Annotated in this window: 27 protein-coding genes and 1 tRNA gene (1 of these 28 only partly in view); 13 read left to right on the forward strand and 15 right to left on the reverse strand. The window is 64.2% G+C overall.

Annotation, left to right across the window (positions count from 1 at the left end; all coding sequences use genetic code 11):
- Positions 1-92: 92 nt before the first annotated feature.
- Positions 93-1,589, reverse strand: coding sequence for a hypothetical protein (locus tag FHS75_RS16115; RefSeq protein ID WP_179408707.1), 1,497 nt, complete (start codon positions 1,587-1,589; stop codon positions 93-95).
- A gap of 344 nt (positions 1,590-1,933) precedes the next feature.
- Positions 1,934-2,024, reverse strand: a tRNA-Ser gene (locus tag FHS75_RS16120).
- A 234-nt stretch (positions 2,025-2,258) separates the two neighbouring features.
- On the opposite strand from FHS75_RS16120, the gene FHS75_RS16125 reads away from it, so the two are divergent.
- Together FHS75_RS16125 and FHS75_RS16130 are read left to right on the forward strand one after the other, a co-directional pair.
- Complete coding sequence (locus tag FHS75_RS16125; RefSeq protein ID WP_179408765.1) at positions 2,259-3,050, forward strand: DUF1134 domain-containing protein; 792 nt, start codon at positions 2,259-2,261, stop codon at positions 3,048-3,050.
- A 66-nt stretch (positions 3,051-3,116) separates the two neighbouring features.
- Positions 3,117-4,298, forward strand: coding sequence for an amino acid aminotransferase (locus FHS75_RS16130; RefSeq protein WP_179408708.1), 1,182 nt, complete (start codon positions 3,117-3,119; stop codon positions 4,296-4,298).
- 7 nt (positions 4,299-4,305) lie between these two features.
- Here the strand turns inward: FHS75_RS16130 and FHS75_RS16135 are convergent, their stop codons facing one another.
- The 6 genes from FHS75_RS16135 to FHS75_RS16160 are packed head-to-tail and all read right to left on the reverse strand — an operon-like array spanning position 4,306 to position 8,159.
- Positions 4,306-4,923, reverse strand: coding sequence for a riboflavin synthase (locus FHS75_RS16135; protein WP_179408709.1), 618 nt, complete (start codon positions 4,921-4,923; stop codon positions 4,306-4,308).
- Entirely contained in the window at positions 4,908-5,885 is a 978-nt protein-coding gene (ribD, locus tag FHS75_RS16140; RefSeq protein ID WP_179408710.1) for a bifunctional diaminohydroxyphosphoribosylaminopyrimidine deaminase/5-amino-6-(5-phosphoribosylamino)uracil reductase RibD, read from the reverse strand. The genes FHS75_RS16135 and ribD overlap by 16 nt, the downstream gene beginning before the upstream one ends.
- The gene (locus FHS75_RS16145; protein ID WP_179408711.1) at positions 5,878-6,345 is read right to left on the reverse strand and encodes a hypothetical protein; all 468 of its coding nucleotides are present in this window, start codon (positions 6,343-6,345) and stop codon (positions 5,878-5,880) included. Before FHS75_RS16145 ends, ribD begins: the two co-directional genes overlap by 8 nt.
- A gap of 46 nt (positions 6,346-6,391) precedes the next feature.
- Complete coding sequence (locus FHS75_RS16150; RefSeq protein ID WP_179408712.1) at positions 6,392-7,117, reverse strand: M48 family metallopeptidase; 726 nt, start codon at positions 7,115-7,117, stop codon at positions 6,392-6,394.
- A complete protein-coding gene (locus FHS75_RS16155) occupies positions 7,114-7,569 on the reverse strand; it encodes a YcgN family cysteine cluster protein (protein WP_179408713.1) in 456 nt (151 codons plus the stop codon). The genes FHS75_RS16150 and FHS75_RS16155 overlap by 4 nt, the downstream gene beginning before the upstream one ends.
- Positions 7,557-8,159, reverse strand: coding sequence for an SCO family protein (locus FHS75_RS16160; RefSeq protein WP_244959126.1), 603 nt, complete (start codon positions 8,157-8,159; stop codon positions 7,557-7,559). The genes FHS75_RS16155 and FHS75_RS16160 overlap by 13 nt, the downstream gene beginning before the upstream one ends.
- 111 nt (positions 8,160-8,270) lie before the next feature.
- Between FHS75_RS16160 and FHS75_RS16165 the strand changes: the two genes are divergently transcribed.
- The 5 genes from FHS75_RS16165 to ssb all read left to right on the forward strand — a co-directional run bounded on the left by FHS75_RS16165 (position 8,271) and on the right by ssb (position 12,289).
- On the forward strand, positions 8,271-8,891 hold the full coding sequence (locus FHS75_RS16165) for an ankyrin repeat domain-containing protein (protein ID WP_229735705.1): 621 nt from the start codon (positions 8,271-8,273) through the stop codon (positions 8,889-8,891).
- A 5-nt stretch (positions 8,892-8,896) separates the two neighbouring features.
- Complete coding sequence (locus FHS75_RS16170; RefSeq protein WP_179408716.1) at positions 8,897-9,556, forward strand: COQ9 family protein; 660 nt, start codon at positions 8,897-8,899, stop codon at positions 9,554-9,556.
- A 100-nt stretch (positions 9,557-9,656) separates the two neighbouring features.
- On the forward strand, positions 9,657-9,896 hold the full coding sequence (locus FHS75_RS16175; RefSeq protein ID WP_179408717.1) for a FeoA family protein: 240 nt from the start codon (positions 9,657-9,659) through the stop codon (positions 9,894-9,896).
- A complete protein-coding gene (feoB, locus tag FHS75_RS16180) occupies positions 9,893-11,731 on the forward strand; it encodes a ferrous iron transporter B (RefSeq protein ID WP_179408718.1) in 1,839 nt (612 codons plus the stop codon). The genes FHS75_RS16175 and feoB overlap by 4 nt, the downstream gene beginning before the upstream one ends.
- 18 nt (positions 11,732-11,749) lie before the next feature.
- Positions 11,750-12,289 (forward strand): single-stranded DNA-binding protein, encoded by a 540-nt coding sequence (gene ssb, locus FHS75_RS16185; protein ID WP_179408719.1) that lies wholly within the window; start codon positions 11,750-11,752, stop codon positions 12,287-12,289.
- A gap of 3 nt (positions 12,290-12,292) precedes the next feature.
- Here the strand turns inward: ssb and FHS75_RS16190 are convergent, their stop codons facing one another.
- Complete coding sequence (locus FHS75_RS16190; protein WP_179408720.1) at positions 12,293-12,808, reverse strand: YceD family protein; 516 nt, start codon at positions 12,806-12,808, stop codon at positions 12,293-12,295.
- Complete coding sequence (locus tag FHS75_RS16195) at positions 12,805-13,278, reverse strand: ubiquinol-cytochrome C chaperone family protein (RefSeq protein ID WP_229735704.1); 474 nt, start codon at positions 13,276-13,278, stop codon at positions 12,805-12,807. Before FHS75_RS16195 ends, FHS75_RS16190 begins: the two co-directional genes overlap by 4 nt.
- 241 nt (positions 13,279-13,519) lie before the next feature.
- Between FHS75_RS16195 and FHS75_RS16200 the strand changes: the two genes are divergently transcribed.
- Genes FHS75_RS16200 through FHS75_RS16215 form a run of 4 tightly spaced genes read left to right on the forward strand, consistent with a single transcriptional unit; the run spans position 13,520 to position 16,124 of the window.
- Positions 13,520-13,990, forward strand: a complete 471-nt coding sequence (locus FHS75_RS16200; protein ID WP_244959127.1) for an outer membrane protein assembly factor BamE — start codon at positions 13,520-13,522, stop codon at positions 13,988-13,990.
- Positions 13,991-14,034: 44 nt separating this feature from the next.
- Positions 14,035-14,598 (forward strand): ATP-dependent protease subunit HslV, encoded by a 564-nt coding sequence (hslV, locus tag FHS75_RS16205; protein ID WP_179408723.1) that lies wholly within the window; start codon positions 14,035-14,037, stop codon positions 14,596-14,598.
- Positions 14,599-14,613: 15 nt separating this feature from the next.
- The gene (gene hslU, locus FHS75_RS16210) at positions 14,614-15,915 is read left to right on the forward strand and encodes an ATP-dependent protease ATPase subunit HslU (protein WP_179408724.1); all 1,302 of its coding nucleotides are present in this window, start codon (positions 14,614-14,616) and stop codon (positions 15,913-15,915) included.
- On the forward strand, positions 15,912-16,124 hold the full coding sequence (locus tag FHS75_RS16215; protein WP_179408725.1) for a DUF1737 domain-containing protein: 213 nt from the start codon (positions 15,912-15,914) through the stop codon (positions 16,122-16,124). The genes hslU and FHS75_RS16215 overlap by 4 nt, the downstream gene beginning before the upstream one ends.
- On the opposite strand, the gene FHS75_RS16220 is transcribed toward FHS75_RS16215, so the two are convergent.
- From FHS75_RS16220 to FHS75_RS18000, 5 genes are all read right to left on the reverse strand, one after another.
- Positions 16,125-17,036 (reverse strand): MBL fold metallo-hydrolase, encoded by a 912-nt coding sequence (locus FHS75_RS16220; protein ID WP_179408726.1) that lies wholly within the window; start codon positions 17,034-17,036, stop codon positions 16,125-16,127.
- Positions 17,037-17,099: 63 nt separating this feature from the next.
- The gene (locus FHS75_RS16225; RefSeq protein WP_179408766.1) at positions 17,100-18,590 is read right to left on the reverse strand and encodes a SulP family inorganic anion transporter; all 1,491 of its coding nucleotides are present in this window, start codon (positions 18,588-18,590) and stop codon (positions 17,100-17,102) included.
- A gap of 136 nt (positions 18,591-18,726) precedes the next feature.
- Complete coding sequence (locus tag FHS75_RS16230) at positions 18,727-20,547, reverse strand: ABCB family ABC transporter ATP-binding protein/permease (RefSeq protein WP_179408727.1); 1,821 nt, start codon at positions 20,545-20,547, stop codon at positions 18,727-18,729.
- A gap of 12 nt (positions 20,548-20,559) precedes the next feature.
- Positions 20,560-21,210, reverse strand: a complete 651-nt coding sequence (locus FHS75_RS16235) for a pepsin/retropepsin-like aspartic protease family protein (RefSeq protein WP_229735702.1) — start codon at positions 21,208-21,210, stop codon at positions 20,560-20,562.
- A 47-nt stretch (positions 21,211-21,257) separates the two neighbouring features.
- Complete coding sequence (locus FHS75_RS18000) at positions 21,258-21,479, reverse strand: pepsin/retropepsin-like aspartic protease family protein (protein WP_229735701.1); 222 nt, start codon at positions 21,477-21,479, stop codon at positions 21,258-21,260.
- 169 nt (positions 21,480-21,648) lie between these two features.
- Here FHS75_RS18000 and FHS75_RS16240 point away from each other — a divergent pair, with 169 nt between their 5' ends.
- Positions 21,649-22,245, forward strand: a complete 597-nt coding sequence (locus tag FHS75_RS16240) for a class I SAM-dependent methyltransferase (protein WP_218845306.1) — start codon at positions 21,649-21,651, stop codon at positions 22,243-22,245.
- A gap of 5 nt (positions 22,246-22,250) precedes the next feature.
- Positions 22,251-22,500: the 5' end (the start) of a glycosyltransferase family A protein gene (locus tag FHS75_RS16245; protein WP_179408729.1), read on the forward strand. Its footprint extends 647 nt past the window's final position; 250 of the gene's 897 nt are visible here — the first part of the coding sequence; it begins with the start codon at positions 22,251-22,253; the stop codon falls past the right edge of the window.

Below are 22,500 nucleotides of genomic sequence, written 5' to 3' on the forward strand. Positions count from 1 at the left end.
CTCCGGTTCCGCTTCGCTACACCTGCGGTCAGCCATGGCGCCGGAGACAACTATGCACTAACAATCAAACCGGACCACTCAATGGGGGCCGCTCAGTCGCCATTGTCTGTCACCAGGCCTGCAACGCCCGATAGATCGAGGGCCTGGATCGCGAGGGTTCCACCGGAGTTGCGCTGGGCGTCGTTGCCCAGCAGGTCGATGACTATTGCATCGATCTCGTCGGTTCCTGCGGTATCGTCGCGTGCGGCAAGCACCGGGCCGATCACGAATGGGTCTCCGACAATTTCCTGCACGCTGGCGTCGAAGGTCTTGTCGTAGATCGATAGACGATCCGAAAAGATCGTGATGTCTTCATCAAACAGCGGTCCTGCGCCGATCGTCTTCGTCTTCCCGCTCGAGAGCTTGTAGTCGAGAAGGAAACGGCCCCCGGCGATGGTCAGGTCGACGTCGAAATCGATCCCGGTATCGACTGTCAGCGATCCGCCCAGCAGAAAAGTTGGCGTGACCGCGACGTAGTCGTCGAGCTTGAACGACAGGCTGTCCAGTTCGTCGACGTTCACGGTAACCGAATTCGCGAGCGTCCCGTCGATGTCGATTTCGCGATCGAAATCGAGTCTCACGCTGAGGTCCGGCTTGTAAGTCACGTTCTGGTAGACGTCGAAGTCGGGGCCGAAATCTATGTCGAACAGTTCGACCTTAAGCGTCGCCTTCTTCGACAGGTTGAATTCGATTTCCCCGGGACGCTGCAGCAGGCCGTCGATATCGAGGTCGAGGTCAAGCAGATCGTCCTCGCCATCGGCGACGTAGCGGGTCCCGTCGCGAAGGCCGCCGCTCGCTTCGACAACGGGTATCCCGAAGGTAACGTCGCCAAGACTGAAGCGAGGAAAGCCCTCGGGATGCTCGCCGATGTTGGTGGGGTAGAGATTGCCGATCGTGTATGTGACGCCGAAGCCAGCCGATGGCACGCCGTACTGGACGAGATCGAACTGGACCGTGTCGAAATCGATCGTGTTAAGGCTTTCGAGAACGCTGCCGACTTCCGATCCCAGCGAACTCGAAAGGGCATTGATGACCTGCGGCAGGAAGCTGATGGACAATCCGTCCATGCTGGCAAGTTCGAGGTAGTCGCGCGAATCGATCAGGGAGAAGCTCTTGTCGAGCACCTTGGTCTGCTTGCCGAAAGCCTTGAGGAAGATTTCGGCCGATCCGCCCAGTTCCAGCCCCGCGACGAGGCCGATCGAGGCCTTTACGGTTGGCGAGGTCGATTCAAGTTTTCCGCCGGTCAGGACGTAGCTGCCGCCGAGCGAGAACTCCTGCCCGAAAACGATGTCGTCGGGTATGTCGAGGCTTACATCGACAGGTGTCTGGCTGTCGAAGGTGCCCGGATCGAGTGTGACGGCGCCGCGAAGGCCGAAGGTAAATCCGGCATCGACCGCGATCTCGGCCTTGATCCCCGGAATGCTCTCCTTGATCTTGAAGCCGAGGTCTAGCGTGTCGACCAGATTGAACGATTCCTGCAGCCGGGACGGCCCGTTGCTGCCCCAGATGCTCTCGCCCTCACGCTCGAAATTCAAGGAATAGTCTGTCATGTTCTGCCCCGCGCGCTATTGCTCGCTTCAGGCAAGGAACTGGACAAGATTAACCATTTCCGATGCTTAGGCGAGCAAGCTGTTGCCCGGACCCGCGTAGCTTATCGCCGCATCCGAATCCTGCGCAGAACCTGAGCAGAACCTGAGCAGAACCTGATTTCTTCTGGTTAACGGGTTCTGCGCGCCCGAAGACGGGCACCAGGCGACAATCACTGATGCTTCGCGCAGCACTCCGACCGATCGAGCGCCCGGCCCAACCTTTCGCATGGGGCGTGGTGCCTTTCGGGGACCGGTCAAGGGAATCGGCGCGGGATATCCAAAGTAGCGGTCAAGCCGGCGGCAAGTGGCGGAGACGGAGGGATTCGAACCCTCGGTACCCTGATAGGGTACGGTTCCTTAGCAGGGAACTGGTTTCAGCCACTCACCCACGTCTCCGGATCGCGGCCTGCGAGCGGGCGCGTATAACGGGGGGCGGGGGCGGCGGCAAGGGGCAGGATGCTGGAATTACTGCGCTTCGATCGCTCGCCGTTACCTCTTGGACTCGGTCTGCCGTAAAACGGACTCGCCCTGTCGCCGGTTCATTGCGGGTCAAGGCGCGGTGGATTCTCTTGTGTGCTGGTGGAATGGCGCCCGCAACGGCGTGCCGCGGATCGGAGAGAGTTCATGTCCATGCGAAACCTGGCCCCTGTGCGTCGGACCTTCCTGGCGATCTTCGCGGGCCTGATGGTGGTATCGGCTCCGGCGCTGGCCCAGGTGCAGGAAATCGATCCCGATGCTGCGATCGACGGCGACCTGATGGGCGGCAGCACCGAGTTGCCTCCCGCGACGGCGCCGGCTCAGACCCCGTCCGCCGGGGGCGGTCTCGCGGCGGGCAACGGCACACCTGTCGAAACGTCCCCGTCGCCGGCCGCGAGCGTCGATAACTGGACGACCGACGACGTCGCCGCCCAGGCCGCGCAGGCCGACGCGAACACGGCGACGACGTACCGCAAGGACGACCTGATCGGAGCCGCCGAGGGCGTGTTCGGGAAAGGCGCCGAAGGGCTCGGCGAGATGATCGAGGACCTGCTGCGCAAGCAGGGCGAGCCAAACGGCTACATCGTCGGTCGCGAGGGCGGTGCCGCGTTCGCATTCGGACTGCGCTACGGTTCCGGCACGCTCTATCACAAGGTCGAGGGTACGCGGCCGGTCTACTGGACGGGGCCGTCCGTCGGTCTCGATATCGGCGCGAACGCCGCCAATGCCTTCGTGCTCGTCTACAACCTTTACGACACCGAGGAGCTCTACAAGCGCTTCGGTTCGGGCGAGGGGCAAGCCTATCTCGTCGGCGGGTTCCACGTCAGCTACCTGCGCAAGGGCGACGTGGTGCTCATCCCGGTCCGCATGGGAGCGGGGCTGCGCCTCGGCGCCAACGTCGGCTACATGAAATTCTCGCAGAAACAGCGCTGGCTTCCGTTCTGAGGGCGGAGCGCCTTTTCGCACAACGGCGGCTTGCGCACCGAAGTCGCGCGGAGTAATTCGCGCGCCATGCTTACCAACCTGCAGCAACAGCCCGCCGACGCGCTCCTGGCGCTCATCAAGCTCCACAATGCCGATCCGCGGACCGACAAGATCGACCTCGGGGTGGGCGTCTACCGGACGGGGCAGGGCGACACTCCCGTGTTCGGAGCGATCAAGGCTGCGGAAAAGAAGCTCGCCGAAACGCAGGAATCGAAGGCCTATCTCGGCCCCGAAGGCGACATGGGCTTCGTAGAGGCGCTGATGCCGTACGTGTTCGGCAAGGTGGACCCGACGCTTGGCGGACGCATCGAAGGCATGCAGACGCCGGGCGGCACCGGATCGCTGCGGCTTGCGCTGGCCATGGTGAAGCGGGCAGGCGTGCGCCGCGTCCTGATGGGTACACCGAGCTGGCCGAACCATGCGCAGATCTGCGCCGACCTCGACCTCGAGATGGCAGGTTTCAACCATGCGACGCCCGACGGCACCGCAGACATGGACGCGCTTCGCGAGGTATTGCGAAGTGCCGGCGAAGGCGATGCCATCCTGCTGCACGGCTGCTGCCACAATCCCAGCGGTATCGATTACGAGAACGACGAGTGGGACGAGATCGCGAGGCTTGTTGCCGAGCGCAAGGTCCTGCCGCTGATCGACCTTGCATACCAGGGCCTCGGCCTCGGCATGGATGAGGATGCATACGGGCTGCGGCGCGTACTGGTTGCGGTGCCCGAGGCTCTGGTCGCATACAGCTGCGACAAGAACTTCGGCCTCTATCGCGACCGGGTCGGCGCACTTTACGTGATGATGGGAGAGGAGGCGCAGCTTGCGGCCGCGATGTCCAACGGACATGCGCTGGCGCGGGCAAACTGGTCGCAGCCGCCCGATCATGGTGCGGCCGCGGTTCGCCTCGTGCTCGAGGACGAGGCTCTGGTGCGCGAATGGCTCGACGAGCTCGATACGATGCGCGAACGCATCCGCCAGGTGCGTTCACGGCTGGCCGCCGCCGGCAAGGTAGGCACGCTCGATCTTGCTCCGCTTGGCGGACAGAACGGAATGTTCTCCATCCTCAAACTCGACAAGGAGCAGATCCTCGCGCTTCGCGAAAAGCATGGGGTCTACATGGCCGGTTCGGGCAGGATCAACGTCGCCGGGCTCACGCTGGGCAATATCGACACGTTCGTCGATGCCCTTGAGGAGGTCACGACCGGCTGAGCCCTGCCTAGCTGCGGAGGCTCTGGATCCGCTGGAGGTATCGCGCGAGGACGTCGATCTCCAGGTTCACATCGACACCGGTTTCGAGAGTGCCCAGCGTGGTTACGGCGGAAGTGTGCGGAATGACGTTGACGGAAAAGCGGCACGATCCGTCGTCCTGATCCTCGACCTCGTTCACGGTGAGCGAAACGCCGTCGATCGTGATCGATCCTTTCGGCGCGATGTAGGGAGCGAGGGCGGCTGGCGCCGCAAAAGTCATTTTCCGGGAGTCGCCGACGGGTTCGATAGCAGCGACCGATCCGACACCGTCGACGTGGCCGGTGACGATATGACCGCCCAGTTCCTCTCCGAGGCGAAGCGCACGCTCCAGGTTGAGCCGCCCTCCCTGTTGCCAGCGCCCCTTTGCGGTTCGTGAAACGGTTTCCGATGAAGCGTCGACGGCGAACCACGCATCGCCTTGCGATCCTCCGCGTTCGACCACGGTCAGGCAGACGCCCGAACAGGCGATCGATGCGCCGATATCGATATCCGCCGGGTCGTAGGGGCAGGAAACCACAATGCGCAGGTCGCCGCTCTGGCGGATTTCCTCGATCGTGCCGACGGCGCTGACTATGCCTGTGAACATGGCGTCCGGCTGTAGACTTCGAGCAGGTCGCTGCCAAGCGCCTGGCTGCGCCGAAGTCGCCATTTTCCGTGCGCGGCGGCAAGGTTGTCCAGCCCGAGGTCGGCTATGCAAGGCCGCCCTTCGCCGATCACCACGGGTGCGCGGTAGAGTATGATCGTGTCGACGAGATCGTCTTGCAGGAACGACGCAGCCGTGCCGGCACCGCCTTCCACCAAAAGATACTGAATGTCCGGTAAATCGCGGATCCCGCCGGGCGACGACAAGCCAACAAAGCCATCGGGTGGGGACTTGCCGGTAAGGACGAAGCGCGCGGGACTGCGGTCACCAAGGCCGGGCAGGCGGACATCGAGGCGTGGATCGTCCTGGCGCAGGGTCTCCCCGCCCACGAGTATCGCATCGGACTTCGCTCGCAGAGCATGCGCATGGGCGCGGGCCGGTGCGCCCGTGATCCAGCGGCTTTCTCCGCTGGTGAGGGCAATGCACCCGTCAAGCGAGGTGGCAAGCTTGAGCGTGACTTCGGGCCGCCCTTTGCGCCGTTGCATCAGGTACCCGGCAAGGCTCTTCTTGCAGAGAGCGCTGTCCATAACCGTGACGTCGATCCCCGCGGACTCGATGCGCGCGAAACCGGCTCCAGCGGTGCGTGGGTCGGGGTCTTGGCTGCCTGCCACCACGCGGGCAAGGCCGGACCCGACGATCAGGTCCGCACAGGCCGGTCCCCGCTCGCTGCGGTGCGCGCACGGTTCGAGAGTGACGTAAAGCGTCGCGCCCCTGGCTGCGTTGCCCGCCATCTCGAGAGCGACTGCCTCGGCATGCGGCCTGCCTCCCGGCTGCGTCCAGCCGCGACCGACGACCGTCCCGTTGGCGACGACGATCGCACCAACGGCGGGATTAGGCCGACTTAGAGGGCGGGCACGGCCCGCCAGGCCTGCGGCGGCATCCAGCCAGCGCGCGTCCTCATTCACCGGACAGTGCTTCGGCCCGTGCGGCGGCTGCGGCGCCTGCTTCGGCTTCCGCCTTCTCCTTCGCGGCGCGTTCGGCAGCGGCTTCGCGTTCGATCTTCTCGACGTCCATGCCGCTCATCCGCCCGAGGGTCCGGTAGACGTCGCGCGCGGCTTCGTCACGCTTGGCCTTTTCCGCGGCGAGGCGTTCCTTGCGGCGCTGGTTCGCGAGGTTGGACAGCTGGATCTCCTCGTCGCTGCGATCCGCCGCAAATGTTGTGATATACTCGATCTCCGGTCGGGGCGGCGGCCCCTTCGCCTCTTCCTGCGTCATCAGCGAGAATATGCAGAAGGTTGCGAACGCGGCGAGCACCGCGATCGTCCAGCGGTTTCGGCCTGCCTGTTTCCACACCGTCAGGAAGTCGGCGATGGCTCCCGTCGGGCTTACATCTTTCCAGTAATTCGAGCGTCTGATCAGTGGCATGGCAGGAAAGATAGTGTTTGCCGACGCGCAGCGCCAGTCAAACGATTCAGCCGAACCAAGCGTAGAGCCCGCGTCCCTCGCGCTTCAGCCAGTCGTTTGCCTCGTCGATGTCGCCTTCGAACAGGCGGCCGAGCAGCGCATGGAACTGCGGGCTGTGATCGAAATGCACGAGATGGGCGACCTCATGCGCCACGACCGACCGACGAACCTCGTCGGGAGCCATCACCAGCCGCCAGTTAATGCGAATCGTCCCGTCCGGCGCGCAACTGCCCCAGCGACGTTTTGCGCGGGTAAGCGTCGACTTCGCAATCTCGCGTTCCGCTGCCTCGCAGTAACGCGCCACGTCGCTTGCGACGAGCTGGCGCGCCTCGGCCTCCAGCCAGCGCCGCACGCGGTCGCGGACCGAGTTCTCAGGCCCACCGATTTCGAGCGTGCCATCCAGCAGCTTCGGCTTGCGCGGGAGATCGGGCGAGTGGCGCAGCCGAACGTCGGCGCCACGGACGGGCAGCAGGCAGTCCGACGCGACGACCCGGGGGGGCGGTACTTGAGCCAGTTGCCTCGCGATCCAGTCACGGCGACTTTGCGCGAATTCGATGGCTTCCGAAGTCTGCGTCCATCGCGGAATCGAAATGCGGACCTCGCTTCCATCCGGAGCCAGTCGCATGGTGAGCTGCCGCGCCCGGGCGAGGCGGCGCACCACGATGGGTAGCTTGCGGTCGCCGATTTCGACCGCAGGGTCATCCCGGCTGTCGCGACGAAGCCAGTCGATCACTCGTCGTCTTCCTGCGGCCAGACGATGTGATGCTCGATCGGGCCGGCGTCCTTTTCCGAGATGACCTTGCCGACGACCGACTTGCCCTGGTCATGCACCGCGTCGCGGTCTCCGCTGACCAGATAGTGCCAGCCGGGCAAGGGCTTGCCCTCGTCGCGCATGCGATAGGCGCAGGACTTGGGAAGCCAGCCGTATCCGCCGACTGCATCGCGGGACAGGCGGACGCAATCGGGGACGTAGATCCGCCGCTTGCGATAATTCGTGCACCGCGCGGTCTTCAGGTCCAGCAACTTGCAGGCGACGTTGGTGACGTAGAACTCGCCGGTGTCCTCGTCCTCCAGCTTGTGCAGGCAGCATTTGCCACAGCCGTCGCACAGCGCTTCCCATTCCTCGCGGGTCAACTCGTCGAGGGGGCGTTCCCAGAACCGGTTGCGCGTGACTACTTCACCCATTTCTCGAGTTCCGCAGCGACGGCTTCCGGACCCTGATCGACCGGCAGCATGGCCAGAGGTTCGCCCTGCGGCCCCATGAGGTAGACGATCCGGCTGTGGTCCATCAGGTAACCGCCTGCGCTCTCCTCGCCCTTCGCATAGAACGCGGAAAAGGCCTTCGCAGCCTCCTCAACCTGCTCTTCGGTGCCGGTCAGTCCCAAAAGACGGGGTGAGAATGCGTCGGAAAACTCGCCCACGCGCTCGGGCGTATCGCGGGCGGGGTCGATCGAGATGAAGATCGGCTGCACTTTCGCGGCAAGTTCCGGATTGGCCTGCTCGAACCTGGAGAAACCCTGCATCGTCGCCTGCACGTCCATCGGGCACGCATCGGGGCAGAAGGTGTAGCCGAAGTAGACAACCCGGTACTTGCCCGCGAAGTCCTCCCAGCGGACCGGCTGTTCGTTGCGGTCGACTAGGCTGAAAGGGCCGCCGATGGCAGCGCCTTCCAGCGGCGGGCGCTCGGGCGGCGCGGCTTCCTGTCCGCATGCCGGCAGGGCGAGCGTGAGCGCGAGGAGTGCGATCCTGGGAAAACGAAGCTTCTGGAGGGTCATGGCGCGGCGGTTCATGCTCTGCTAAACGGGCTTTCGCAAGGAGCGACTTGCAAGCACCTGAACGGATTGCATTCGGGTTTAGGGGTCGCGGGAATGATAACAGGAGTTACGATGAAAAGCAGGTTGCGGATCGCCGGGCGGATCGTCCTGCCGCTGCTTGCCGCGGGTATGGTTGCTGCGGTTCCGGCACACGCGCAATTTTCCAAGGGCTACAAGTTCCTCGAAGCGGTCAAGAAAAAGGACGGTGTCGAGGTCGAAGCGGCGCTCAACGAACCGGGTTCGACACTGGTGAATGCAAAGGACGTGACGAGCGGCGAAACCGCATTGCACATCGTCACCGCGCGCCGCGACCCGACCTGGCTGGCCTATCTCATCGGCAAGGGCGCCAACGTCAACGCGCAGGACGTGCGCGGCGTCACCCCTCTGCAACAGGCGATCAACCTTGGCTGGACCGAGGGGGTCGAGATGCTGGTAAGCTATGGAGCCGACCTCGACCAGTCGAACGATGCCGGCGAGACTCCTCTGATCGCGGCTGTTCACCGGCGCAACATCCCGATGCTGCGAGCGCTCCTGAAAGCGGGCGCGGACCCGGACCGTGCCGACAACTCGGGCCGCAGCGCCCGCGACTATGCCGAGCTGACGGGCAGCAGCCAGCTTCTTGCCACGATCGAGACCAACGCAACGACCACCGGCAAGAAAGAAAAGCAGGCGGTCTACGGGCCGACCATGTGACCGCCATGACCGATGCCGACAATCTCACCCTCGACGAACTGCGTGTGGCGCTCGCTCCACGCATCGCCTCGGCCGCGGTGTTCGATGGCTGGACCTCCGAAGCGGTCGCCAATGCCGCCGAGGAGGCAGGGGTCGATCCCGACGTCGCGGCCTATGCGTTTCGCGGTGGGGCGATGGACATGATCGCCGCATGGATCTCCGAAGTCGACGCGCGGATGCAAGGCGCGTTCGATACCGCGGAACTGGCGCAATTGCCGGTGCGCGAACGAATCCGCAAACTCGTGCTGTTCAGGCTCGAGCAGTGCCTCGGCCTCGAAGAATCGCTGAGCCGCGCGATGGCGGTAATGGCGATGCCGCAGAACGCGGGCCGTGCGGTGAAGCTGGGCTGGGCCAGCGCCGACAGCATGTGGCGCCTCGCAGGAGACACATCGCTCGACTACAATTATTACACCAAGCGCGCGATCCTGTCCGGCGTCTACGCTGCGACGGTATCGGTGTTTGCCGACGATTCCAGCGACGGCAAATCCGAGACCAAAGCCTTCCTCGACCGCCGGCTGGAGGGCATCATCCGGTTCGAGAAGTTCAAGGCCCGCGTGCTCAGGCCCGATGCCGAGCGCTTCAGCGTGTCGCGTTTTCTGGGCCGGCTGCGCTACCCGTCCGCCTGACAAATTTCGGGCTTGATCCCGCTCAATGACAGTTCGTCCGCTCGCCGGTTATTGCGAACTAGTTGCAAAAGGCAATGCAATCTGGCAGCGCGGTTAGTGCATGACACTCGATGACATCAATCCCGGACAAGCGGCGCGAATCATGGCCGTCGACTGGTCGCGACTCGTAAGCGAGGAAGCGTTGCGCCTGCGTGCGCTCGGGATCGACGTGGGGGCGCAGATCAGGGTCGCGCATCGCGGTGTTTTCGGTGGCCGCGACCCCCTTGCGATAGAGATCGGCAGGACCACCGTGGCTGTCCGGCGGGCACATGCCGAAGCGGTGGAGGTCGAACAGCTGTGAGCCGTCATCGCAAGGTAGCGCTGGTCGGCAATCCCAACGCGGGAAAGAGTGCGCTTTTCAACGCCCTCACCGGCGCTCGCCAGAAGATCGCGAATTACCCGGGCGTGACCGTCGAGAGGAAAGCGGGCCGCATGGTTCTTCCGAACGGCGAGCCGGTAGAACTGGTCGATCTTCCCGGAAGTTACGGCCTCGACCCCACCAGCCCCGACGAGGAAGTCACGTCACAGGTCGTTCTCGGCGAGTTTCCCGGTGAGCAGGCTCCGGACGTCATCGTTCTCGTCATCGATGCCTCGAATCTCGAACAGCACCTTGTCTTCGCCCAGGAAATCATTGCCTTGGGCAAGCCGGTCGTGGTCGCGCTCAACATGCTCGATCTCGCGGAGCGCGACGGCCTGGCGCTCGACCCGCCGGCGCTGCAGGAAGCGCTTGGAGTGCCCGTGGTTCCGACGGTCGCAGTTCGCCGCCGGGGCCTCGACGACCTCGCTGCGGCCATCGCATCTGTGGAGACACTGGAATACTCGCCGCGCCCGAAGCTCACGCTGACCGAGCGCCGTGTGGAGGCGCAGGCCATCGCGCAAGGCACGATCCTGTCGGAAACCCGGACCCGCCGCCTGCATTCTCGGCTCGACACGGTCCTTCTGCACCCGTGGCTGGGTCCGGTGATCCTCTTCGCCCTGCTTTTCGTGATCTTTCAGGCGGTCTTCGCCTGGGCAACGCCTTTCGCCGACGCGCTTGAAGGCGCCATCGCGGGAGTGAGCGTCTTCGTGCAGGATGTCATGCCATCCGGACTGGTCCGCGATTTCATCACCGAGGGCGTACTGGCCGGCGTCGGTTCGGTCGTCGTGTTCCTGCCGCAGATCGTCATCCTGTTCTTCTTCATCCTCGTGATGGAGGCGTCGGGCTACATGGCCCGAGCCGCATTCCTCATGGACAGGATGATGCAGAGCGTTGGCCTTTCAGGACGCTCGTTCATCCCGCTGCTGTCCAGCTTCGCCTGCGCCATTCCCGGCATCATGGCCACTCGCAGCATCGCGGATCCGCGCGACCGGCTGACCACGATCCTGATCGCGCCGCTGATGACCTGCTCGGCGCGTCTGCCCGTATACGCCGTCATCATTGCCGCCTTCATTCCGAACCGCACTGTCGGCGGCGGGATCGGGCTGCAGGGGCTGGTGCTTTTCGGCCTCTACGTCGCAGGCATCCTGGGGGCCATGATAGTGGCTCTCTTCCTGCGGCGCTCTCTTACGAGCGGCGCGGCGAGCGGGTTCATAATGGAAATGCCCAAGTACCAGTTGCCGCGTCCAGGCGACCTGCTGATCGGGTTGTGGCAGCGGGCGTGGATATTCCTGCGGCGTGCGGGGACGATCATCTTCGTGGTCACCGTCGTGCTCTGGCTGTTGCTGAGCTTCCCCAAGGCCGGACCGGGCGAGAACCAGGTCGACGCGTCGATCGCCGGGCAGCTTGCCAACGGCCTGGCAGTCGTGGTCGAGCCGATCGGCTTCAACCGCGACATGGCGCTGTCGCTTATCCCGGCCATGGCTGCGCGCGAGGTGGCGGTCAGTTCGCTCGCCACGACCTACGCGGTCGAGGCCGAGACCGAGGATGCCGAGGCCGTCGCGTTGGGCGATCAGCTGCGCGCGCGCTGGACGCTGCCGATGGCGCTCGCTTTCCTCGCCTGGTTCGTTTTCGCGCCGCAGTGCATGTCGACCATCGCGGTCACGCGTCGCGAAACGAATGGGTGGAAATGGCCGGCGTTCATGTTGCTCTACCTGTTCGGGCTGGCCTACATCTTCGCGGGAATCACCTACTGGAGCGCGACCGCGCTCGGCTTGTAGCCCGCGAGAGGAAATTTCATGGCAGGCAGCGTCAACAAGGTCATCCTGGTCGGCAACCTGGGTGCGGACCCTGAAATCCGGTCATTCCAGAACGGAGGCCGCGTCGCGAACCTGCGCATCGCTACGTCCGAGCAATGGAAGGACCGCAATACCGGCGAGCGCCAGGAACGGACCGAATGGCATAACGTCGCGATCTTCTCCGAAGGTCTGGTCGGCGTGGTCGAGCGCTATCTGCGCAAGGGCAGCAAGGTCTACATCGAGGGCCAGTTGCAGACCCGCAAGTGGCAGGACCAGTCGGGCAACGACCGCTATACTACCGAGGTTGTCATCCGCGGACTCGGCGGCACGCTGACGATGCTCGACAGTCCCGGCGGCAGCGGAGGCGGCGGAGGTTCACGCAGCGGTGGCGGCTGGAACGACGGTGGGTCCGGGGGCGGCTCCGGCGGCGGCGGATCGCGCGGTGGCGACGACTGGGGCGGCGGCTCTTCGGGCGGCGGTCAGCGCGGCGGCGGGAGCGGCGGTTTCGCCGACGACCTCGACGACGACATTCCGTTCTGAGGTTCAGTCCGGTTTCTTGAGCGCCGCAAGCGCGGCGAAAGGCCCCGAAGAAGCCTCGTCCGAGATACCGGCCTTGCGCCGGGTCTCGTCCGCTTCCGGTCCGGTTGCAAAGGGGTCGATGGCGAGCGCGAGGCTCTGCGCGACCGCCTCGCCTACGTCGAAATGCGTGCCTTCGTATTCGATCTCGTCGCAATCCTCGGCATCGATCTCGATCTCCTCCTCCGGCTCGTACCCGGAGTGTGGCGGCACGAAGCGGAACAGCAGGTCCTCGTCGATAGAGACGGGCAAGTCCTCGGCAGAGACCGCGCAGCTCTGCACGAAGTCGGCGCTTAGCGTGCCCGAAGCGGTCACCCTGCGATCCTTGCGGTGGAGTTCGATTTCGGCCTCCAGCCGGTCTATCCGGACGAGGCCGAACCGTTCGGACAGCGCCACGCGTTCGGCTTCGCTGGCGACGATCGACATTGCCTTGCCTTCAGCCTGGCGCACGTCGACGGGTCGCGAGAGTTCCGGTTCGCTCATCGCCCGATCCTTGCGGCAAGAATGTCTTCGGCAGGGGTTTTATCGAGCTGGCTGGCCAGTTCGAGCGTCCGCCGCGCAGCCGGATGCGGATCGGTCCCCTCGTTCAGCGCGATGTTACGCTCGATGGCGGCCGCGACCGCATCCCCGCCCTTCGGCACCGCATCGCGCAACGCTCCCAGCCTGCCGCCCAGCACGCTCATCAGCTTGCCGACCTGCTTGCCCACCGAAAGGTCGCCCACGCCCGACTGGCGAAGCTGGCCTTCCATGTCGTCGACGAAGAGTTCGGTCAGGCGCACAGACGGTTCGACCAGCGCCTGCTCGCTTTCCATGCGCAGAAGGAAGATCGCCAGCACCAATGTGATCGCATCGAAACGCCCGTTGATCGTGTCGGCAATGCCGCATTCGCGATACCATTCCTTTTCACGCGCGATTTCGACGATCCGGTGCCAAAGGGGGCGAACGTCGGTCATCCCGACCGGGCCTTTTCCGAAAATGCGAGAGAGGATGGACATGACCGTTCCGCCTGAGAGAGCCGCGCCGTTCAGCGGCAATTAAACCGGCTTGCAGCAACTGCCCCGTCGACCGCTATTGCGGCCAGCAGCGCGCAGGCCTAATGCATGCGACGATATATGGGTGACGAAGCGGCTGACAATGGGTGGCGCCGCCTGTCCCCATGCGATCGGAGAGATTTCTATGCCAATGAACGGACGTATGGCCTTGAGCATCGGGGCGGCCCTTGGGCTCGCCGTGCTCGCCGGCGGCTGTTCCTCGATCCGCGATCACCGGGGTTACCTCGTCGACAAGACGCTGGTGGAATCGGTGCAGGCGGGGATCGACAACCGCCTTTCTGTGGAGCGCACGCTCGGCCGTCCGACTTTCGTCAGCCAGTTCGGAAACCAGGACTGGTATTACGTTTCGCGTGAGACGAAGACGCCAGCCTTCCTGCGTCCGCGTGCCTACGACCAGATGGTGCTCCGCGTTCGCTTCGACGAGCAGGGCAATGTTGTCGGCGTCGACCGCAAGGGTATGGAACAGGTCGCCCGGATAGACCCGGAAGGCGATACCACGCCTACTCTCGGTCGCGAGCGCGGGTTCTTGGAAGACCTGTTCGGCAACGTCGGCGCGGTCGGCGGTCCGGGCGGGGCGCAGGTCCCCACCGGTCCGGGTCCGAACGGAAGCTGATCGCGGCGGCTTGAACCTCATGGCCGGGGGCATATATCCCCGGCATGTCTGATCCAGCGGCCAGCCACGGCCTCACCCAGTGGCACGGTACCACCATCATCGGCGTGAAGAGGAACGGCAAGACCGTGCTCGCCGGCGATGGACAGGTGTCGATGGGCAACACCGTCATGAAGCCGAATGCGCGCAAGGTGCGCCGGCTCGGCGATGACGAGAAGGTGATCGCAGGCTTCGCGGGAGCCACCGCAGACGCCTTTACCCTGTTCGAGCGGCTGGAACGCAAGCTGGAGCAGTATCGCGGCCAGCTTACCAGGGCGGCGGTCGAACTCGCCAAGGACTGGCGGACCGACAAGTACCTGCGCAATCTTGAGGCGCTGATGATCGTGGCCGATGTCGACACGATGCTGATCCTTACCGGCAACGGCGATGTGCTCGAACCCGAAGGCGGGATTGCCGCCATCGGATCGGGTGGAAACTATGCGCTGTCGGCCGCGCGCGCGCTCGATCCCTACGAAGACGATGCCGAGAAGATCGCGCGCCGCGCAATGGAAGTCGCTGCCGAAGTGTGCGTTTTTACCAACGACCGGATTACGGTCGAGAGCATCGGCTGACCGAACGGAACACCCATGATCAACAATCTCACTCCCAAGGCCATCGTCGCTGCGCTCGACGAGCACATCGTCGGTCAGTCCGACGCCAAGCGCGCGGTTGCCGTCGCGCTGCGCAATCGCTGGCGGCGCCAGCGCCTGCCCGACGACCTGCGCAACGAAGTGACCCCCAAGAACATCCTGATGATCGGCCCGACCGGCTGCGGCAAGACCGAGATCAGCCGCCGCCTCGCCCGACTGGCAGAGGCGCCGTTCGTGAAAGTCGAGGCAACGAAGTTCACCGAAGTCGGCTATGTCGGGCGCGACGTCGAACAGATCGCCCGCGACCTCGTCGAGGAAGCGATCCGGCTCGAGAAGGACCGTCGCCGCGAGGCTGTGCGCGATGCCGCATCGAAGGCCGCGATGGAACGGCTGCTCAACGCACTCGTCGGCGAGGGCGCATCGGAAGCGACCCGTGAAAGCTTTCGCCAGCGGATCGTCGAGAACGCGATGAACGACACCGAGGTCGAACTGGAAGTCGAGGACCAGCCCAACATGCCGATGGAGATTCCCGGAATGGGCGGATCGGTCGGCATGATCAACCTCTCCGACATCATGGGCAAGGCTTTCGGCGGCCAGAACATGAAGCGACGCAAGCTGCGCGTACCCGATGCTTGGGACAAGCTGGTCGACGAGGAATCGGAAAAGCGCATGGACCAGGACGATGTCGCGCGCGTCGCCCTGCAGAATGCCGAGACCAACGGCATCGTTTTCCTCGACGAGATCGACAAGATCGCGGTTTCGGACGTACGCGGCGGCTCGGTTTCGCGCGAGGGCGTTCAGCGCGACCTGCTGCCGCTCATCGAGGGCACGACCGTGGCCACCAAGTACGGCCCGATGAAGACCGACCACGTCCTGTTCATTGCGTCCGGCGCGTTTCACGTTTCGAAACCCGCGGACATGCTGCCCGAGTTGCAGGGGCGCCTTCCCATTCGGGTGGAACTGAAGGCGCTCGACGAAGAGGACTTCGTGCGCATCCTGTCGGAAACCCGCGCGAACCTCGTCGAGCAGTACCGCGCGCTGATCGGCACCGAAAAGGTCACGCTCGGGATTACCGGGGATGCGGTGCGCGAAGTCGCGAAGATCGCGGCGCAGGTAAACGAGAGCGTCGAGAACATCGGCGCTCGCCGCCTGCAGACGGTCATGGAAAAGCTTCTCGAGGAACTGAGCTTCGAGGCCGAGGAGCACGAGGGCGAAACAATCACCGTCGATGCAGACTACGTTCGCGAGAAGCTCGAGGATCTGGCGCGCGACAGCGACCTTTCGAAGTACATCCTGTGACCGTTTCGTCTCCGCCCGACGGTCGCCCCGTCTATCGCCTGCTTACCGGCAAGGACGATCGCGCCTTTTGCGACCGGGTATCCGAAGCGCTGGCGCAGGGCTGGGTGCTCTACGGCTCGCCCGCGATGGCTTACGATTCGGCAGAAGGCTGCACCAAGGTCGCGCAGGCCGTGATCTGGAAGGATGCGGTTGCCGTCTTCGCGCGATAGCTATTCGCTGTCGGGCGGCTTCGGAACGTCCGGGCGCATTAGCATGTAGGCTCCGTCGACGAGCTGGTTGTAGGCGCCCTCGATATTTAGTTCGCGCCATTCCTCGAAATGCGCGAGGTCGGAGTAGTCCGACAGCGCGACGTCGCGCTTGATCCGGTCGAGCGAATGACCGGCCAGAATCCCGTCACGCACGCCGTCGTGAAGCGCTTCCAGGTAGCCGAGGTACCGGCGCACGTCGTCCTTGTGCCCCATCTCCGCGTGTCCGCCGACGAACCGGTCGAAATCCAGTTCAAGTACCTGGCGTGTCGATTCGATCATGCCGGGCAGGTCGTACCCCTTGAGATTGCGGTAGGGCAGTCGACCGATCACTACCCAGTCGACGATATGGAGTACGTTTTGCGGGCGAAACATCATGCTGATCGATCCGCGCCCGTTGTTCGATCCGTGATAGCGCAGGCGAATTTCCTGGTCCCAGTCCGGCAGCAGGGTCATCCGCTCATCGAAAACCACTGTCGGGACAAGTGTCTGTGCCTTCGTTTCGACGAGGGTGTTTCGAGCCAGCCTTTGCGAAACGACGAGCGTGTCCTCATCCGCCAGCTCGCTCGCGCCGTAAGTATGGTCGGGATGATCATGGCTGTAGATGAGGTGCGATACGGGTTTTCCGGGATACCGCTCTTCAAGTTGACCCTTCAACCAGCGGGCCGCCTCGGCATTGAGCGGGTCGGTGACCACGATGCCGTCCTCGTGGACGAGGAACATCGATCGATAGCTGCCTGATGTCCACCGGTAGAGGTCCTGCGCAACCGGCTCGATCGAGCGCGAGACCTCTTCCTGCGCGGAAGCGGGGGTCGGAGCCGCGCTCACGACCAGGACCGGGGCGAACAGGGCCCACGTTGCGGAATGATGCTGCATCCGCGAAACAACAGCCGGGAGCGAGCCCGGTTCCGAATCCCGATTGGAGACACGGATACCGTCTTAATGCGGTGCGAGCCCGATTTCGACGCCTGTCTTGTCGGTATTGGCGAATCGATCGACGAGGTCTGTGCTCGCCTCGTTGAGGCCGAGGACCTGGACCGAGCGACCGTTGCGGCGCATTCGTTCGACGACCTTGTCCAGTGCGTCGATCGCCGAGATGTCCCAGAAGTGCGCTCTCGATACGTCGATCACCACATGTTCTGCGGGATCGGGCTGCGTGCTTTCGGGACCGAGCGCGCGGACAAAGCGGTCGACCGAGGCAAAGAATATCTGGCCGCTCGCGGTGTAGACCGCGCGGTCTGCCTCGCGCGTGCGGACGACCTCGAACATATTGCGCACCTTGCCGGTGAAGAAGATTCCGGAGAGCAGGACACCGACGAGCACTCCGATGGCAAGGTTATGGGTCGCGACGACGACGACGACGGTCGACAGCATTACGACCGAGGACGGCCACGGATGCTTCGTGAGGTTGGGAATGGAATTCCAGCTGAACGTCCCGATAGACACCATGATCATCACCGCAACGAGTGCGGGCATCGGCACCTGTCCGACAATGGGGCCGAGTGCCGCGAGCAGGATCAGAAGGGTCAGGCCTGCCGTGAAGGTCGAAAGCCGGCCGCGTCCGCCCGAAGTCACGTTGATCACCGACTGGCCGATCATCGCGCAGCCGCCCATGCCGCCGAACAGCGCGGCGACGATGTTGGCCGATCCCTGCCCGGCGCATTCGCGCTGCTTGTTGCTGTCGGTGTGCGTCATGTCGTCGACGATCTGCGCGGTCAGCAGCGATTCGAGAAGTCCAACTGCGGCCATCGTGGCGGAGTACGGCGCGATGATCCGCAGCGTCTCCCAGGTCAGCGGCACGTCGGGCCAGACGAGATAGGGCAGGCCTTCGGGCAGCTCTCCCATGTCGCCCACCGTGTTCACGTCGAGATCCATACCAATGGAAATCGATCCCAGCACGATGATCGCCACGAGGGGGGAGGGCACCGCCGTCGTCAGGCGGGGGAGCAGGTAGATGATGGCCAGCCCTGCCGCGACCATCGCGTAGGTTACCCAGCCCACGCCGGTGAGCTGCGGGATCTGCGCCATGAAGATCAGGATCGCGAGCGCGTTGACGAACCCGGTGATGACCGAGCGCGAGACGAACTGCATCAGCAGATCGAGCCGCAGCAACGCGGCTATTCCCTGGAAAATGCCCATCAGGATCGTCGCCGCGAACAGGTACTCGACCCCGTGATCGCGAACCAGCGGGACCACCACGACCGCCAATGCCGCAGTCGCCGCGGAGATCATGCCCGGCCGCCCCCCGGTGAAGGCAATGACCATCGCGATCGCTATCGATGCGTATAGCCCAACACGCGGATCGACTCCGGCGATGATCGAGAACCCGATGGCCTCGGGAATGAGGGCAAGGGCAACGACGATACCTGCCAGGATTTCGGCGCGCGGGTTGGTCAGCCAGTCGCGCCGCAGCGTGGCGGAAGAGAACATGATCGGGTCCGTGATCTGGTCCGGCCAGCCGTGGCCCACCGGTAAATTGCCTGATTGCGACTTCGCACTTGCAGCAGAGCCAGGCGCGCCAATGCCCTACGCAGGCATGGGGCGCAACCCCCGCATCACCTTGCTTCTATTCCGCCGCCTGCGCCACAGCGTCGTCTTCCGATGCCTGCCGACGCCACATTTCGGCGTACAGCCCTCCTGCCCCGAGAAGCTCCGTGTGGCTGCCGCTTTCCGCGAGCGTGCCTTCGTGCAGGACGAAGATCCTGTCCGAATCGGCGATCGTGGAAAGGCGGTGCGCGATCGAGATACTCGTCCGATCTTCCGAAACGCGGTGAAGCGTTGCCAGGATGTCCTGTTCGGTCCGGGTGTCGAGTGCCGATGTCGCTTCGTCCAGCAGCAGGATCGGCGGATTCTTGACGAGCGTTCGCGCAATGGCGACGCGCTGCTTCTCGCCGCCCGAGAGCTTGAGGCCGCGTTCGCCCACCTCTGTCTCGAAGCCGGCTGGCAGCCGTTCGATCAGCGGCATCAGCGAAGCGCCCCTGGCTGCGGCTTCGATCTCCTCTGCAGAGGCTCCGGCCCGGCCGTACCCGATATTGTATCCGATGGTATCGTTGAAGAGCACCGAATCCTGCGGGACGATTCCGATGGCCGCGCGCAGGCTGGCCTGCGTGACTTCGCGGATGTCCTGCCCGCCGACGAGGATGCGACCGGCCTGCGGATCGTAGAAGCGGAACAGGAGCCGCGCAATCGTCGACTTGCCCGCCCCCGACGGTCCGACGATCGCGACATGGCTGCCCGCCGGGACCTCGAAGCTCAGGCCGTGGAGGATCGTCCGGTCCTTCTCGTAGCCGAAGACGACGTTCTCGAACACGACCGTCGGGGTGCGGACGACGAGCGCCGGAGCGCCCGGCGCGTCGCGCACTTCGACAGCGGTATCGAGAAGCCCGAACATCGCCGCCATGTCGATCAGACCCTGCCGCACGGTCCGGTAGACCGTGCCCAGCATATCGAGAGGGCGAAACAGCTGCATGAGGTAGGTATTCACGAAGACGAGATCGCCCACTGTGAAGGTCCCGCGCTGCCAGCCCCAGACAGTGTAGGCCATGGCCCCGCCCATCAGTACGTTGACGATGACGGCCTGCGCCATGTTGAGAAGGCCAAGCGAGTTCTCGCTCTTGACCGCAGCGGCAGCGTAGGCGCTGGTCGCCTCGGAGTACCGGGCGTGCTCGCGCGCCTCGGCCCCGAAATACTTCACCGTTTCGTAGTTGAGCAGCGAATCGACCGCGCGCGACATCGCCTTGCCGTCCAGCTCGTTCATCTCCATGCGCAGCTTGGTGCGCCATTCGGTGATCCAGCGTGTCGTGAGGGCATAAAGGAAGACCGCTGCCCCGGTCGCGGCGACCAGTCCCCACCCGAAATTGAAGTAGAAGATCACCGCCACCGCGATCAGCTCGATCACCGTGGGCGCAAGGTTGAACAGCAGGAAATAGAGCATGAAGTCGATGCTCTTCGTCCCGCGCTCGACCACTTTCGTGACCTCGCCCGTCCGGCGGCCGAGGTGGAAGCGCAGGCTGAGCTGGTGGAGCCGCGAGAATACGTCTTCCGCCAGCGAGCGGGTCGCTTCCTGGCCGACGCGCTCGAAGGCGATGTTGCGAAGGTTGTCGAACGCGACATGGGCGAAGCGTCCCAGCGCATAGGCCGCAACGAAGGCCAGCGCGACGGTGACCGCGGTCCCGCCGTCGGGAGTCATCGCATCGACGGCGCTCTTGTAGAAGAAGGGCAGCGCCAGCATCGTCGCCTTTGCCGCCACGATAAGCATGACCGCGATCACTATCCGCCGGCGCAGCGCGGGCCTTCCTTCCGGCCACAGGTAGGGCAGGAACCGCCTGAGCGTTTGCCAGCCGTCATGGCGGGCGGTGTCCGGATTGGTCGCGGTGTCGGGGGGCATAGGCCCCTATATCTAGAAACGCGGATTCATAAACTGAAGGGTCGGCGGCAAATCGAACAGGATGCGGCGCTTGGCAAAGTCGATCGCCACGCGGTCGAATGCGCTCAGTTCGCGCACGCCTAGAAAGATCGCCGGGCGATTCTCGAGCCCGATTGCCTCGAATGCCGGCGAATCGGCAAATGCGATGAGAATATTGTCGAGCGTCAGCCGCTGCACCTCCAGCCGCCTTGCGGTGGCGACGTTGGCGGCGATCTGCTGGCCGGTGACGCTATGCAGGCTCGCCTGTTCCTTGTGTATACGGCGCATCATCAGGTCGCGCAGGGCGAAATTGCCGATCGTCGAATCGCTGCCGGTATCGATCACGACGGCGACGTCGATCCCGTCGACCTCGGCATTCGTGACGACGAGCTGGCCGGACTTGCGCCTGGCCGCCACGATGATCTCGTAGCCGCGCGTCCCGCTCTTGCGCGCGTCCTCGATAGCCATGAGGCCGCGTTCGAAATCGAGGAGGATGCGCTGGTCCTGCAGGCTGTCGAGGCCGAGGATCCCATCGGCGCCGATATCGCTCCGGTCGAGAAGGGGGACGTAAAGGTCGCGGTATCGCCGCGTCCCGAGCAGCATCTCGTCGACAGAGACCGCGTCGACCTTGCGACTTCCGGCCACGCCGACAACGGTGGTTCGTCTGGCAGCGGGCAGCGCCAGTCTTTCGGCTACCGACGGGCGATAACGGTGTTCTGCGATCCGGTATCGACGAGGAAGCGATAGGGGCCCTCGTCGGCGAGGCGAACGGGGACGGTCATTCGCTCGTAGCGATCCTGGTCGAACTCGACGATATCCATGTCGCCTGCCTCCTGCGCACCGCTGGCGCCGTGGCTGGCCGGAAATGCGATACTCGCGAACAAGAGCGCGAGCGCGGCGGAAAGGCCTGTCATCGTTTCTCTCCCGTCCCCCTCATTCGGGGGAAGGCATCATACCACGCGCGCGAATGCGAGGGAACGCGGAGACGCAGAGTTAACAGCCCGGTAAGCAGCCGGCGCTATAGCTTGGACAAGCGGCCGGCCCGGCCCACAGCGCAACAGCAACCCGGATATGCCGCAGCCGATGTCCCATTCCCTGAAGACTGTAGCTCGCAGGATCGCGGACGCGGCCGGCTACGACATTACCCACATCACGCGCACAGTGGCCTATCGCGAGGTCGAGAAATGTCTCGATGCCATGCCCTGCGCCGAACTCGATTGCCTGGAAGTCGCAGCCGGCTGGAAGTGGCGCCAGCGCGACTGGAAGAGCTTCACGGAGATGAACTGGCCCGATCACGACATCTGCAAGGACGTGCTCGACCGGCAATTCGACATTGTCATCGCGGACAACGTGTGGGAGCACCTGCTCCATCCCTACCGAGCGACGCGCAACGTGCTTGCTATGCTGAAACCGGGAGGGCTGTTCATCAACATCACGCCGTTCATGATCCGGCACCACCCGATCCCGACCGACTGCACGCGCTGGACCGAACTCGGCATGCGCCATTTCCTCGAGGATGCCGGCTTTGATGCCGACAGGATCGAGACCGGTTCCTGGGGAAATGCCGATGCCGTGAAGGCGAACTTCCACAAGTGGGCACGGACGGGCTGGCGCCGCCGCCTGCCCAACGATCCCGATTTTCCCGTCACCGTCTGGGCTTTCGCCCACGCTCCGGGCTGAACACCATGGGCATCCGGCCCGAGATCGTCGTCGCGATCCTGGCGCACAACGAAGAGCGCCGGATCGGGATCTGCCTTGCCAGCCTTCCGCTCGACGATCCGGCGATTTCCGTCCATGTCGTCGTCAACGGTTCGACCGACCGCACCGCCGAGATTGCCCGCTCTTGCGCGAAGGATCGCGCGACGATCCATGAATGGACGCAAGGCGGCAAGGCCCGAAGCTGGAACCGCTTCGTGCTCGACGATCCTGCTCCCG

Source organism: Novosphingobium marinum, from assembly GCF_013408095.1.
GTDB classification, from domain to species: Bacteria; Pseudomonadota; Alphaproteobacteria; order Sphingomonadales; family Sphingomonadaceae; genus Novosphingobium; species Novosphingobium marinum.